At 42.4% G+C, this 13829-nt stretch carries 16 protein-coding genes; 8 read left to right on the plus strand and 8 right to left on the minus strand.

Annotated elements, in window-relative coordinates:
• Positions 1 to 40: 40 nt before the first annotated feature.
• The 3 genes from GGR22_RS14380 to GGR22_RS14390 form a co-directional block, all read right to left on the minus strand.
• On the minus strand, positions 41 to 745 hold the full coding sequence (locus GGR22_RS14380) for a DUF2461 domain-containing protein (protein WP_182494218.1): 705 nt from the start codon (positions 743 to 745) through the stop codon (positions 41 to 43).
• Positions 746 to 816: 71 nt separating this feature from the next.
• Positions 817 to 1494, minus strand: coding sequence for a response regulator transcription factor (locus GGR22_RS14385; RefSeq protein WP_121376870.1), 678 nt, complete (start codon positions 1492 to 1494; stop codon positions 817 to 819).
• Positions 1491 to 2936 (minus strand): sensor histidine kinase, encoded by a 1446-nt coding sequence (locus GGR22_RS14390; RefSeq protein ID WP_182494219.1) that lies wholly within the window; start codon positions 2934 to 2936, stop codon positions 1491 to 1493. Before GGR22_RS14390 ends, GGR22_RS14385 begins: the two co-directional genes overlap by 4 nt.
• A gap of 133 nt (positions 2937 to 3069) precedes the next feature.
• Here GGR22_RS14390 and GGR22_RS14395 point away from each other — a divergent pair, with 133 nt between their 5' ends.
• Positions 3070 to 3708 carry a hypothetical protein gene (locus tag GGR22_RS14395; protein ID WP_182494220.1) on the plus strand — a complete coding sequence of 213 codons (639 nt, stop codon included), beginning with the start codon at positions 3070 to 3072 and terminating at the stop codon, positions 3706 to 3708.
• Positions 3709 to 3758: 50 nt separating this feature from the next.
• Here the strand turns inward: GGR22_RS14395 and GGR22_RS14400 are convergent, their stop codons facing one another.
• From GGR22_RS14400 to GGR22_RS14420, 5 genes are all read right to left on the minus strand, one after another.
• A complete protein-coding gene (locus GGR22_RS14400; RefSeq protein WP_317125119.1) occupies positions 3759 to 3986 on the minus strand; it encodes a YqaE/Pmp3 family membrane protein in 228 nt (75 codons plus the stop codon).
• A 297-nt stretch (positions 3987 to 4283) separates the two neighbouring features.
• On the minus strand, positions 4284 to 4937 hold the full coding sequence (locus GGR22_RS14405; RefSeq protein ID WP_182494221.1) for a hypothetical protein: 654 nt from the start codon (positions 4935 to 4937) through the stop codon (positions 4284 to 4286).
• Between the two features lie 33 nt (positions 4938 to 4970).
• Positions 4971 to 5603 (minus strand): hypothetical protein, encoded by a 633-nt coding sequence (locus tag GGR22_RS14410; RefSeq protein WP_147406626.1) that lies wholly within the window; start codon positions 5601 to 5603, stop codon positions 4971 to 4973.
• 29 nt (positions 5604 to 5632) lie between these two features.
• Positions 5633 to 6955 (minus strand): DUF4831 family protein, encoded by a 1323-nt coding sequence (locus GGR22_RS14415; RefSeq protein ID WP_182494222.1) that lies wholly within the window; start codon positions 6953 to 6955, stop codon positions 5633 to 5635.
• Between the two features lie 2 nt (positions 6956 to 6957).
• A complete protein-coding gene (locus tag GGR22_RS14420) occupies positions 6958 to 7839 on the minus strand; it encodes a caspase family protein (RefSeq protein WP_182494223.1) in 882 nt (293 codons plus the stop codon).
• Between the two features lie 268 nt (positions 7840 to 8107).
• Between GGR22_RS14420 and GGR22_RS14425 the strand changes: the two genes are divergently transcribed.
• The 7 genes from GGR22_RS14425 (at position 8108) to purE (ending at position 13738) form a co-directional block, all read left to right on the plus strand.
• Complete coding sequence (locus GGR22_RS14425; RefSeq protein ID WP_182494224.1) at positions 8108 to 8752, plus strand: hypothetical protein; 645 nt, start codon at positions 8108 to 8110, stop codon at positions 8750 to 8752.
• Positions 8753 to 8782: 30 nt separating this feature from the next.
• Positions 8783 to 9433 carry a hypothetical protein gene (locus GGR22_RS14430; RefSeq protein ID WP_182494225.1) on the plus strand — a complete coding sequence of 217 codons (651 nt, stop codon included), beginning with the start codon at positions 8783 to 8785 and terminating at the stop codon, positions 9431 to 9433.
• Complete coding sequence (locus GGR22_RS14435; RefSeq protein WP_182494226.1) at positions 9423 to 10220, plus strand: sensor histidine kinase; 798 nt, start codon at positions 9423 to 9425, stop codon at positions 10218 to 10220. Before GGR22_RS14430 ends, GGR22_RS14435 begins: the two co-directional genes overlap by 11 nt.
• Positions 10202 to 10861: a response regulator transcription factor gene (locus GGR22_RS14440; RefSeq protein WP_182494227.1), complete on the plus strand. Its 660-nt coding sequence runs from the start codon at positions 10202 to 10204 to the stop codon at positions 10859 to 10861. Before GGR22_RS14435 ends, GGR22_RS14440 begins: the two co-directional genes overlap by 19 nt.
• An 80-nt stretch (positions 10862 to 10941) precedes the next feature.
• Positions 10942 to 12018, plus strand: coding sequence for a serine hydrolase domain-containing protein (locus tag GGR22_RS14445; RefSeq protein ID WP_182494228.1), 1077 nt, complete (start codon positions 10942 to 10944; stop codon positions 12016 to 12018).
• A 52-nt stretch (positions 12019 to 12070) separates the two neighbouring features.
• Positions 12071 to 13228 (plus strand): 5-(carboxyamino)imidazole ribonucleotide synthase, encoded by a 1158-nt coding sequence (locus GGR22_RS14450; RefSeq protein WP_182494229.1) that lies wholly within the window; start codon positions 12071 to 12073, stop codon positions 13226 to 13228.
• Positions 13229 to 13255: 27 nt separating this feature from the next.
• Positions 13256 to 13738: a 5-(carboxyamino)imidazole ribonucleotide mutase gene (gene purE / locus GGR22_RS14455; RefSeq protein ID WP_182494230.1), complete on the plus strand. Its 483-nt coding sequence runs from the start codon at positions 13256 to 13258 to the stop codon at positions 13736 to 13738.
• Positions 13739 to 13829: the final 91 nt, after the last annotated feature.

Consider the following 13829-nt stretch of genomic DNA (forward strand, 5'->3'; position numbering starts at 1 on the left):
TAGCGTTACAGAAAAAGAAATCATAAAATCTTATTGCAAGTTAGCTACTATAAAGCGGCTCGCCATTGGCATCGGTTGTCAGCACTTCGCTCATGTAATCAAAAAACGGACGCATGTTCTTGAACGTCTGGTCGGCCTCTTTCAAAAAAGAAGGACTCAGCACCTCATCATCTGTAAATCTCTTGACGAGTAGGAACTGCTTGTAACGTAATAAGTCTATCGCGCTATCGGCAGCATTAAAACCTTTGGGCGTCGTCTTGAGCTGTTCGCCCTGCAATGACCCAAAAGTTGCTTTAAAGGTCTTGCTCTCTATAATTTTCCGAAGCGTATCGGGGTCGGAACTGATGTCTTCGCGGATGCGTTTTATGTCTTCTGTATTGGGAGCCCAAAAACCTCCAGCAATAAAACTGTTGCCCGGCTCGATATGAAAATAATAGCCTCCCCTACGGAGTGCGGTAGCTCTTTTATAGCCGCCGCTCCAATTGGTCTTATACGGCGTCTTGTCTTTAGAAAATCGCGTATCCCTATAAATACGGTGCAGGCTTTTTTTGCCCGATGCAGTCTCGATAACATCATGGCTGCGGAGCTCCTGCAGCAGGGCATCGGCAAAATGTTCTAGGCTGTCGTATTCTTTTAGGTAGCGGTCTTTGTTCTCGTTAAACCAGTCCCTATCGTTATTCTTTTTGAGCATTTTGAGGTAGTCGAGACTAGAAGCAGGTATGCGGGCGGGCATTTTCGTATCCATATCGTGCAATTTTAGCTTTGCAAAGTTAGCTTCTTTTCAAAAGATTTTATGTTGTTTCCTGAGTATTTGCATCAACAAATCAGCTTGTAGCCAAACCCCCTGATATTAAGGATTTCTATGCTTTGGTCGCCCTCTAGTTTTTTCCGAAGCTTCGTTATATAGACATCCATCGTACGAGTATTAAAAAAAGTGTCGTCGCCCCAAAGCAGCAGTAAGGCCGATTTCCTGTCAAGCACTTGATTCTTGTGCTGCAATAGCAAGACGAGCAATTGGGCTTCTCTATGAGAAAGCTTTACGGTCTCGCCGTTATGTTTTAGTTCTTGTCTTTTCGGCAAAAAGACATAGCTCCCTATCCGATGCTCGTCGCTTTTCTCGTTTTCTGGTTCTGCCCTTCGGAGCAGTTCTTTTACCCTGAGAAAGAGCTCGTCCAGACTGAACGGCTTCTTGAGATAATCATTCCCTCCGCTGGCATAACCTGCCATCACGTCTTTTATATCCGATTTGGCCGTAAGGAACATCAAAGGTATTTTCGGATCATCATTCCGTATCTGCGAAGCCAGCGAGAACCCGTCTTTGTACGGCATCATCACGTCTAATATGCATAAAGAAAATGCATGGCTCTTGTAGATTTCCCATGCCCTTTTTCCGTCAGGAGCCAGTTCGACTGCATAGCCCTCCTTTTCCAGACTGTCTTTGATGACCTTTCCTAAGAACGGCTCATCTTCTGCCAAAAGGATCGTGTGCTTCATGACAAGGGCAATTTGATGGTGAATACGCTTCCGTTCGGGACATTATCTTTCAGGCTGATACTGCCTTTGTGGGCGGCTATTACTTTCCTGACATAGTTCAGTCCCAAACCATAGCCTTTGACATCATGCACGTTGCCCGACGGTATGCGGTAAAACGGACTGAAGACTGCTTCTTTATGCTCATCGGAAATCCCAGGCCCATTGTCGGCAACCCTGATCGTCAGCTGTTTGTGTTCTGCAAAACTTTGTATCTCGATAATTGGCTTTTCTGATCCTGCATATTTTATCGCATTATCGATCAGGTTGGCAATTGCCCTACTCAGGTGCTTTTTATTGCCTTTTACTTTATTACCCTCTTCATAAGAAATAGAGATTTGTGCGCTGCCTTCTGCTCCTGCGACAATTTCCTGCAGCAGCGTGCTGATGGCTATCGTATCTTTTAGTTCCATTTCAGAACTTTCGAGTCGCGCTGCAGCCAGTATCTCATCGGTAAGCGAGATGAGCTTGCCGCTTTGGTGGCGTATGATTTCAATATAATTCTCCTGTGTTTCCTTATCGTGGTTGAACTTTTTTAGCGCTTCGGCAGTAATAGCAATCGAGGTCAAGGGCGTATTGATTTCGTGCGTCATGTTGTTGATAAAATCGTCTTTTATCGTGTTGATCTTGTGCTGGGTGAGCAGCAGCCTCAAGGTGTACCAGAAGCAGGAAAGCGTAATGAGTATAAGCAGCACCGAGCCTATCAGCACCCATTTGAGCTGCCGGAGCAAGAACAGGTCGGTGTTGACGATAGTCGCCTGCAATAGCTTTTGCTTATGCGGCCTTCTCAAGGAAATGTTTACTTTTTTAGTCTGAAAGGTCTGGCCGTCGGGTTTTCTATTAAAGTCAAAAGATAATGATATGCCTCTTTTCTGCAATGAAGCTTGGTATTCTTTCTTTAAGATTCCCAATTCCAGAGGCATGTCATACGATAGCTTGTTAAGGCTGTCTCCCAATTTTTGCGTATAGAACCATATATAGCCCTTTTTAAGTTCAGTATCCACCTGCCTTGCCATGTGGTTGACGAGCACTCTCCTGCCTTTGGGAGTAATGCTATCCAGCCTTTCTTTAAAATCTTCGATGCCCATGCTAAACTGACTCTGCCCTATGGCCGAAGGTTCTGTTTCTTTTATCGTAAATACCGTCTGCTTGGTATCTGGATTCCATCGGGCCGTAATCTTGATGAAAGAAGGATCGTAAAGCCATGCCTTGAACTCTCCGACCACGATACGGCGGTGCCTGGCAAAAGAACTGTCGACTGCTTCTTCAAGCGCCTCGTTGCAATCTCTTTCAAACTGCCTGCGCTCTGCGGTATAGGTCGCATAGTTATAATAGAGCTGCAGCGCCGCTATTCCCGCAACGCAAAAGGACATCAGGACAAACGCCAATAGTATCTTTCGCTTCATACGAGCCAAAGATAAAATTTTAAAAGCGCCCTTGCCATTTTCATTAACACTAATTAACCCTTATTCAGGGCGGTTAACCTCAGCGCCTTTACCGCCAGCCTACTTTTGCACTATAACCTCTAATACTTTAGTGATGAAAAAAAATGCGATTAAAACGGCTGCTTTAGGCTGGGCAGGACTGTGGTTCTTTTTTCCTTTTTTTACGGCAACAGCGCAAGAAAATGCATTGCCTCCTATAAAAATGAAAAGCGATTCCTATTCTAAAAATAAGGCACTGACGGATGTCATGCGGTTTGACAATATGGATTATTATACTACGAAATTTACGGGAGCTGCTTTAAAGGGCACGGAATATTATATGGTAGCCAAAGAAATTTGGGATGGCAAGGTAAAAAAGACCGATACGATCTTCAGTTCGGCCACAAACTCCTACATCGGAAAAATTGAAAATGACAGCCTGAATCTCACGGTAATTGCCAAAAAATCATCGGACAAGTCCTTGAAGATAAAGTTTTTGTTTGACCGTTTCGAGATTCAAAAAGAATACAAAAGCATGCGTTCTGACGATTACAGCCTTAGGGATTTCGGCACCCATTTCCCCATCGTATCAGGCAAGCCGTTCTATGCTTTTGCGTATATACTGCCGTATGAAGACAAAGAGGGCAACAAATACTGGTGCGCGGTTGAAAGCAGCGGCAAGGACATCGAAACCTGGGGCAAAGAATTCGGGATACAGCACTATATCTTGTTCGAGATGAGATTCGGGAACTAGCTGTTTGCAAACTAAGCAACGGGGGCTCTGGCAAACCGAGAAGAATTTCCTTAACGGTTGCCGTTCATGGCACGTATGACCCTATTTGTCCTACGGTCGGCATACATCCGGTTCAAGGCGGTAGCGGCCCAGATAAAAGCCGGAATCCATCCGATGATAGTAAGCTGCAGAATAAGACATAGTATTCCTGAAAGAACTTTCCCTTGCAGTATCAAAGAGAGCCAAGGAAGAAAAAAAGCTAAAACATAACGCATGATGATTGGATTGATGATTGACAATCAAAAATAGCAAATTATATTCTTTCTTATTCATAAAAAAATAAGCCAGACTGTTGCCTGGCTTATATACTTTCTAGCTTTTTCTTTTTAACACAAGGTATTTTATACTGATCTTACTATAGTTTAGCGCTATACAAATGCTGGTCATGATAGCACTTTTGTTTGGGTTTTATTGCAGGTGAGTCCATAGTGAGTCTATAATGAGTCTATAGTGACTCTATAAAAAGTACAGTTTTTATAGAGTCACTATAGACATACTATGAAGGCAATATGCTGTTATGCAGAATAAAAGTGTAATTATCCCTTATCCATCCTAAAGCTTTTCCTGTCTGTAGCAGTAGATTTGTTGATTGTCTTTACGGATCTTTTGTATTCTTTATTTCTCTCCAAACTTATTGGAGAGAATACGATGGATAGCATAAAGGCTCCCGATTTTCCATTGATTTTTTCAGTGGTAAAAGAATAGCCTGCATTGGCTTGGATAGCAAGAAGGTCAAAACCTATGGAAGGCCCGAAGTGAAAAAACTGTCCCGGCATAGCTTCTTTCGCACTGAATGAATATCCGGCTCCCAATTCTCCATACAGAAACAAATATCGGTAGCCATAATGAAGGCTTATATCGCCCGTTTTTGTATGAGGATAATAGCCCGCAGCAGCCCTATAAGTAGCTCCCGCAGCATAACATAGCGAGCCCATAGTAGAAGAACAATCGCAATTCTTTTGTGCGTTTACCTTTTTGATTCCTAAAAATACGCCATGCTTTAGATGGTCGTCAAACCTATATTCTAGCGAAGGCAGCACAAACGAGCAGGATGCCAGATTGTCTAATGACTCAGCCGTAGCAGCGGCAGACAAGGTCGTACTGCCTGCCTGCAGTTGGGCCAGATCTTGCGCGACAGCGCTTTCAGAAAAAACAGCCAGCAGTATCAGTACCTGTATTATTTTTTTCATCGTTTTCTTTTTTAAAAGTGGTCTGAATTGTCTTTATGCCTTAAGCTTAAGATAGCCGCTTATGATCTTGGAGCCGGTACAGCTTCCGCTTACCTTGACTACGACTAATTTTCCTTTTCCTATAAGACTGCTCCCGTTCCAAAATGTAAGCGTATTGTTGCTGCTGTCTTTTACGGGAACATTATCAATAAATACCTGAAAGGCCGCATCGTTGCAGTCAAGACTGCCGTGGATTTCGATAATAAATTCCTGCTCCGTCTTGAGGCTGGCTACAAGAATTTCTTTGTTCAGCGAAGGATAGCCCACCCAAGGTATGACTGTGGCTGCTGTTTCGGGCTGCTGAATAGTCTTCCAGTTGCCCTTGATCTGCTTGCCAGGCTTGGTCTGGCGGATAAAGATGCTTTTGCCTTCAACAGCAACAACGCCGCCTTCATATATTTTTGTCGGTATTGTTACGCCGTCTGCTATAATCTCAAATTCCAAAATCGCATCATCCATATGGATGGTATTTTGTATAGAATATACTTTTTGGTCAAGGTTGTTGGTCGCGGTGATACGCGTATAGGATCCCGGTCCGGAAGTAGACCATCCGCCTGCATTGAGCGTATTCTGAGAATAGGAGGCCATTGCGATAAGGCAAAAGATAAGGGAGAAGCTATTTTTCATTGCGGTATGTTTTTACATTAGAGGTATATTTATTCAGAAACAGCATTCAGCTTGTCTTTTAGCTCTTTTATCTTGACGTCTTGTTCCAGCTGCTTGATCAGCTTGTCTTTAGGATCTTCAGGTTCTTCTTTTTTAAACTTGTCCAGAATGCCTGAAATTTTTTCAGGAGCAGCATTAAGCTTTTCTAAATCTACCGTAGCAGTCGTTCCAGAAATGGACAAGATGGAGCCGAGGCCTGGGTGCAATTTAAAAACCATGTTTTTCATGTTTGAAGGGCCTGCTGCTACGATTCCGTATTGCGGCACCATAAGGTCTGCTTGTTTTTCGACCGTGTTTTTGTCTTTTGTTTCTTTAAGTATCTGGAAGCGGGCTTCGGCTGGAATATTATAATAGAAAGATGCTTTTTTATCGTCTTTTTTATTATGGCTGGCGACTACCTCTCCTATCCCCTTTTCTATTTTATGAAGCTGGATATAGATAGTTTCTGTTGGCGTAATTTCTTCTTTTTCAAATCCGGTAGTGACATAATTGGAGAACTCGGGCGCCATCTTGATTCCTTTGGTCTTGTCGATAGAAAAGAGCTTGATCTTGTTGTAGGTGCTTGCTCCATTTCCGATATCATCCATATCTTCTGGGTCAATCTCAAATTGAATTTTTACGCTTTTTGTGGTAATCTTTCCTGTAAAATCGCTTAACAGTTCGTCTCGTAATTGATTGACTTTTTGAAGCTTGAACTCCACTACTTCTTTATTGGAGCCGTCTGAATTCTCCAGAATTTTTTTCAGCATGCTTTGGTAAATCAATATCTTATCGTAGTTTTCCTTGGCCAGCTTGTATTTCTTTTCTTCTTGGTTATTGCATGGACTATGTAGTGATGCTACAGGTTCGCTTCCTAATCCGGCTATCCCCGGAATCAGCGTTGCATAATTGACTACGGTGCTGATCAGCGGTACTATCTGGCTTTCGTTTTTTATATCCGAAGAAGTCAGTTCCCCTTCTTTTGAATATTCAAGGGAGAAGTCATTCTTGTTCAAAAAATTTCGGCTCATATTCATTTGGTAGACTTTGTTCTTATCTAGTATAGACCTAGAGGTAATTTCCATATTCTTGATTTTATAGGAAGTGCCAGCGGCTTCTTCTACTTCAATATCAAAGCATGGGGCATATTCGCTGTATTTACCTGCTTCGATAGTCTTCTTTTCGATTTCAAAAGAGGCCATCAATATGGTTTTCGGCAGGGCATAGTAAAATCCATTTGCATTGGATGCTGTTCCTGAATTCAGCTGCGATGTCCTTAACGTGGAGCAGCTCCACAATACTACAATTGCGAGAAGGGGGGTGATTTTTTTCATAATTAATTGATTTTAAAAGGTTGTTGTTCTAAAAATTGGGGCGAAGCGTAGCCTGTCTCGAAAGTTGGAAAAATTTTATCTTCCCACATGGCTTTGCTTAGGATGCCGAAATAGTCTTTATAATTTCCTTCAAAAGATTTGTCTTTTAGTACCGACTCTATCAATGAAGTGAAGGGGCTGGTAGAACCGTATACTGTAGCGATGCTTCCGTCTTGCGTAGCTCCTAGGTATAAGAAATCTAATTGCATACCATTATCTTGCTTCGCTTCAAGATATCCGAAAGCTGGAATAGCCTGGCCTTTGTTTCTGAAACTCAGCATCGATTTATAAATGGTGCCGGAGTTGCAGGCATCTACAATAAACAGTACTCTTGCCTTGGTCTTGATACTAGTCAGTATTTCATATATCTCATCATCAACCAGCTTCCTGTCTGCCGTAATCAATACCTCATCTTTATTGTCCCCTGTTTCGTCTAAAACTCCGGTATCAGGAACTTGGTCGCCATGCCCGAAAAAGTAAAAAACAAAAAGATCGTTTTCCGTGAGCTTATGGAGCTGCGACAGGAGATTTGCTTTCAGCACATCTGCTTTTGGCGAGTGCAGTTTGGCAATATGCTGCTCTTGGAAGTCATTTTTTATCAATATTCTTTCTAGGGCATCTACATTATAGGGTGCGCTTTCGGTAAACACATTGCTATAGCCCGAAAGGCTAGTTCTTGCTGCTCCTACCAGCAAGGCATATCCGGTTCCTTGGGGCAGTGCCAGTCCTTCGGTTGTTTCCATTTTATCTGTTTTCATCGTGCAGGAAATGAAGAGCAAACAGCTGCATAAAAAGATAGCACCTTGCTGAACATTTTGTAATCGGATATAAGAGGTTGTTTTCATGATGCGCCTGTTTGCTGTTGTATAGGCCAAAGCTACCGCGACACTTAGACTGCAACAATAGGGTTTTCCCTATTGCACCAAAGGCTTTTCCCTAACTCATTGAAATAGCAACAAATACATAAATTATTAAGAAAAAAGTGATATTTTAGCTAGGCTGTGGTGCGATGGGGAAATAACCCAGACGAAATAGGGAAAACCCTATTGAGTCAGAAATGGATATGGGCCAACTTTGTCATGAACTTAATTATAAACCTCCAATATTTAAATTATGAAAAAAACAGTACTATTCTTATTCCTGTCGTTGGCAATGATAGGATGCAAGGAGAAAGAAGAAACGCAAGACGACACAAGGGCTATGGCAGCTGCCAAAAACCAGCAAGAATGCTTGGGACTGGAAGAGTATAGAAAAATTGATGATTTAAAGCTAGAGCCTCCAAAAAAAGATTCACTGAGAGCAGATTGGCTTAGAAAATACGGGAAGGCTGTATGTATTGATACGCTTTATCTGAGTGCCTTAGAAACGCATGAGATAAAACACACACCGTTTAAGCTCGGTACAGGCAAGTCTTTTGCAATCAAATGGGAAGATTTGAAAAAGCTGACAGAATCCTATTCAGCATATGAAAAATATGTGGGCTTTAAGCTTGATGCGTCTAAAGAAATCGCAGGCATTGAGATAGAACCTAAATTTAGCGATACAAAAGTTTGCTATTCTCTTCCTCTTTTTAGGAGTATTGCTAGAGAAAACGAAGGCCTTGACATTAGTTTTGAATTTATGTGGGCGCTAGTCGGCAACAGCAAGCAGGAGACAATTATTTTCAGGGTCTTGAACGGCAAAAACCCGGCAACCTTTTTCGACTTTTCTGATGAGCCTAGAATCGATGCTTCGGGATACAAAAAAGCACCGCTTTAAAACAGCAACAATTAATTATCTTACTAAAGAATGGTAGAGTTTATTTATCAATTTTCAAAGCCCCTAAAGATTCTCGTACTGCTGACTTTGCTTTTTGCTTTGTCTAGCTTGAAATGGAAAAACATCACACATCGGTTTTTGCTCGTAATTCTGTTGGTGTGCTTTTTTATGGAATTGACAAATTCAATATTGCTATTCTATTCAAAGTCTATAGTCTTGGAATCCACAATTGGCGCTATCCTGCATCATGGATTATGGCTGTGGCTATTAGCCAGGAATGCGGTTTTTCAAAAAACTGCATTCTTGTTGCTATATGCTTTTTTACTCTTTGCCATTGCCAGCCTTCTTTTTATTGACGGGACACAAAAATTCAACTATTATACTTTTGTCGTTGGTGCCTTTCTGTATATAATCATCTTTATTTATGAGAGTTCTTATAGGCTCAGGAAAGAAAGTTTCGATTTTTTTCTGTCTAACACATATATCCTGCTTACAGCGCCCGTACTGTTTTTCTTCGGACTGAGCTTTATGTTTGGTTTCAACAGCAAAAACGTTACCTCATTCCTTCTTTTCGGCCATATAAAACTTTATACCTTTATTACTTACTTTGTGAATATCGTCTATTATTCTTTGATAAACATTTATATTTATCGTGAAAAAAAGTTGAAATATGGTGAATGATGTAGCCTTCGGAATCGTTATCGGACTGCTATTTATCAGTCTCCTCATCCTCTTTTGCGTGGTACTGGTAAAGCTGTATATCCGCAAAATCAAAAACTACACTAAGGTCATCTACCAAAAAGATATTGATTTCCAAAAGGCAATGAATGCGGCTATCATCGAAACACAGGAACAGGTATTGCAGAACATATCGCAAGACCTGCATGATGATGCCGGACAGCAGCTCACCTATATTAATTTCCAGATCGAAAATCTCAAGCTCGATTCGCCAGAGCTGAACCAGACCTTGCAGCCGCTGTCGCAGTCGGTCAGCGGACTTTCGCAGTCCATACGCAGCATCAGCCATTCCCTGAACAACCAAGTACTGCTGCAGCAGGATTTGACAAAAGCTATCGAATCGGAAATACTGCGTCTGCAGAAAGGGCCTATTCCTATTGAGCTTGTACAGAAAGGAAGCGCAAAAAGGATATTTTCGACGAATGAAAAGATCGTGGTTTATAGAATCTTTCAGGAAATCATGAACAACTGTTTCAAGCATTCGAAAGCCGGACGTATCGAAATTCGCTTAAGGACTGGCCCAAGTTTTGAAATGGTCATTGCCGACAACGGCAAGGGATTCGACTATGAAAAGATAAAGGACACTACCGCTACAATGGGACTACAAAACATCATCAGCCGTGCCGCTATTATTGATTATTCCGTAAACATTTATTCTGTAATCGGCGAAGGCACAAAGATTCGGCTATCAGAAAACAAAATCTCCCAGACATGGAAAAGACAACTATAGGCATCATCGACGACCATAAGATCGTCAGGCAGGGTTTAAAAGAACTGCTGGAAAAAATCAGCAATTATACGATTACGGCAGAATTTGACAATGGTGCCGACTTTTTAGCGGCGCTCCCTTTAGAAAGTCCGCCCGATTTGTTCATACTCGACTATTCCATGCCCGGAATGAACGGCATAGAAGTACTGAAAGCGCTGGAAGAAATAGAAGGCGAATACAAAGTACTGCTGCTTACGCAGCATTTTGACGAGCAGATTATCGATGCGGCCTACCATCACGGAGCCAGAGGTTTTTTACATAAAAACTGTACCGCACACGATTTGAAGTTTGCCATCGACAACATCGTAAAAATCGGCTACAACAACGTTTCTGAAATACTAAAGCGGATGCGGAATTATGACGAATCTCCGAGCAAAGACGCCAAAAGCCAGATCTTATTGTCCGATAGAGAGCTGGAATTCTTAAAGCTGGTGTGCGACGAAAGAGAACTGACCTATGACCAGATGGCCGACAGCATGGGATTGTCTGTAAAATCTATAGAATCGTACCGGACAGCTTTGTTTGAACGGTTCGGCATCAAATCGAAAGTGGGACTGGTTTTATTTTCGTTTAAATACCAGATAACGCCACCTTTTATATAATACTGCAGCAGTGCTTGTCTTGAGGTTGTAACTGGGTAACCATTTTTGTCGTCCAAAGCGCTAAAATCAACCTCTCACAAATGAAGAAATTCCTAGCGACTTCCCTACTGCTTATTGCTGCCTTTATAGCTGCTCCTGCCCAAAATTTTGAACGCAAGGTCGACAGCCTGATCTCGAACGTTTTTACCGATAAAAAAGGGCCGGGTGCCGTGTTCTTAGTAGCAAAAGACGGAAAGCCCGTTTACCATAAGGCATTTGGCAAAGCGAATCTGGAATTGGATGTCAATATGACCACAGACCAAGTCTTCCAGATAGGCTCGATTACCAAACAATTCACGGCTGTTGCCATACTGATGCTCGAACAAGAAGGCAAGGTTGACCTCAACAGCAGCATTTCTAAATACATTCCAGACTATCCTGCGGGCGACAAGATTACCTTGCACCATCTGCTGACGCATACTTCGGGTATTAAAGATTTCACCAAAATGAAGTCCCTGCAGCAGATTGCCCAGAAAGACCTAACGCCAAAAGAAATAATCGATTTCTTCAAGAATGAGCCTGTTGATTTTCTGCCAGGCACAAAATTCGAATACAACAACTCGGGTTATGTGATTTTGGGCCATATCATCGAGTTGGTTTCTGGAGAAATCTATGAGGCCTATATCCGGAAGCATATTTTCGAAAAAGCCGGAATGTCTGATTCACGTTATGCCGATGATACCGCTATTATTAAAAACAGGGCTTACGGCTATCGCAAGAAAGACAATGCGTATGTCAACAAAGGGCGCATCAGCTTTACGATTCCGTTTTCTTCTGGCTCGCTGATGGCAACCACAGGAGATATGCTGCGATGGCAGCATGCCCTAAACAATAATCTGCTGCTGGATAAAAAGACGGCAAAAAAGGCTTTCACTAAAAAAAGCTTGAACAATGGCGACCCCATTAAGTACGGCTATGGCTGGCATCTGACGGAACTGGACGGAACCGCAACGAGAGAGCATGGCGGAAGCATATTTGGCTTCAAGTCGATGGCAGTGTATATCCCAAGCGAAGATATTTATGTCATCGGATTCAGCAACTGCGACTGCAATTCGCCTACCCAACTCACCCGAGATATCGCATCGGAAGCATTGAAAGCATTTAAATCTAAACGATGATATTCCATCATTCTAAAGAATGATTATCTTTGTGGCAAACAACAACACAGCAATGAATTACTTCTCATCCGATTTCAAGCTCGGAATACTAGGAGGCGGACAGCTTGGCAAGATGCTGCTGGCCGACACCCGAAAATTTGATATACAGACGTATGTCTTAGACCCAAGTGCAGAGGCTCCCAGCCGAATGGGATGCAATAAATTCTTTCAGGGCGACCTTATGGATTTTGATACTGTTTATGAATTCGGAAAAAAGGTAGATGTCCTGACTTTTGAAATCGAGCTCGTAAATCTGGAGGCTTTGGAGAAATTAGAATCCGAAGGGCTAAAAGTCTATCCTTCTCCAAAAACATTACGCAAGATCCAGAACAAAGGAAGGCAGAAAGATTTTTATACAGCAAGCAGCCTGCCTACTTCCCCATTCAAAAGATTCAACACTTTAGGAGCATTAAAAGAGGCTGTAGAAAATACTACTGTTTCCTTTCCTTTTGTATGGAAAAGTGCCGAATTCGGTTATGATGGCAACGGAGTGAAAGTCGCAAGATCTATAACGGACTTGGCGAATCTTCCCGACGTGGAATGCATTGCCGAAGACATGGTGCCATTTAAGAATGAATTGGCCGTAATCGTAGTCCGTAACCCGAAAGGCGACATCAAGACGTATCCTGTGGTAGAGATGGAATTTCATCCAGAAGCCAATCAGGTAGAATATGTTATCTGTCCGGCGCGCATTGACGAAAAGGTAGCTGCAAAAGCAAGAGCCATTGCCTTGCAAGTTTCTGAAGCCTTTGGACATGTAGGCTTGCTTGCAGTTGAAATGTTCCAGACAGAAGATGATACCATATTGATTAATGAAGTAGCACCGAGGCCGCATAATTCTGGCCACTACAGCATTGAGGCCAGCTACACGTCGCAGTTTGAAAACCACTTAAGGGCCATCTTAGATTTGCCTTTGGGCAATACCGACAGCAAGGTTGCAGGAATTATGGTGAATCTTGTAGGCGAAGAAGGCCATTCCGGACAAGTCGTATACCAAAACATTGAAAAGATATTAGCCATTGATGGCGTGACGCCGCATATTTACGGAAAACGCGAAACAAGACCGTTCAGAAAAATGGGCCATGTGACCATCGTAAATAAAAATATAGCCGAAGCAAGAAAGACTGCAGAGGAAGTAAAAAAGCTGATACGCGTGATCAGCAACTCATAAAGAATCTAAACCATTAAATCGTATACAATGAAAATCGCAATCGTAATGGGAAGTGTTTCAGACATGCCAGTCATGCAAGAAGCCATCGACATACTAAAAGAATTCGGAATCGAGACGGAAGTCGATATCGTTTCGGCACACCGCACGCCAGAGAAGCTGTTTGACTTTAGCAAAAATGCCCATAACCGAGGCATTGCTGTCATCATTGCCGGAGCAGGCGGAGCAGCACACTTACCGGGAATGGTAGCGTCAATGTCGCCGCTTCCTGTAATTGGAGTCCCTGTAAAATCGAGCAATTCTATCGACGGCTGGGACAGTATTCTTTCTATCCTACAGATGCCAGGCGGTGTTCCTGTCGCAACTGTAGCTTTAAATGGCGCTAAAAACGCAGGCATATTGGCCGCACAGATTATCGGGAGTTCCGACAAATCTGTACTCGATAAAATCATCGCTTACAAGGAAAGTCTAAGAGAAGGAGTTATCAAGGCTTCGGAAGGTTTAAAGAAATAAGATCAAATTACTTTGAGAAATCAGGTCCAGCTACAAAGCAGGGGCCTGATTTTTTGTTTTAAACGGTAACGTTTTCATAACGGCATAGGTA

The sequence above is a fragment of the Flavobacterium gossypii genome (assembly GCF_014138495.1).
GTDB lineage: Bacteria > Bacteroidota > Bacteroidia > Flavobacteriales > Flavobacteriaceae > Flavobacterium > Flavobacterium endophyticum.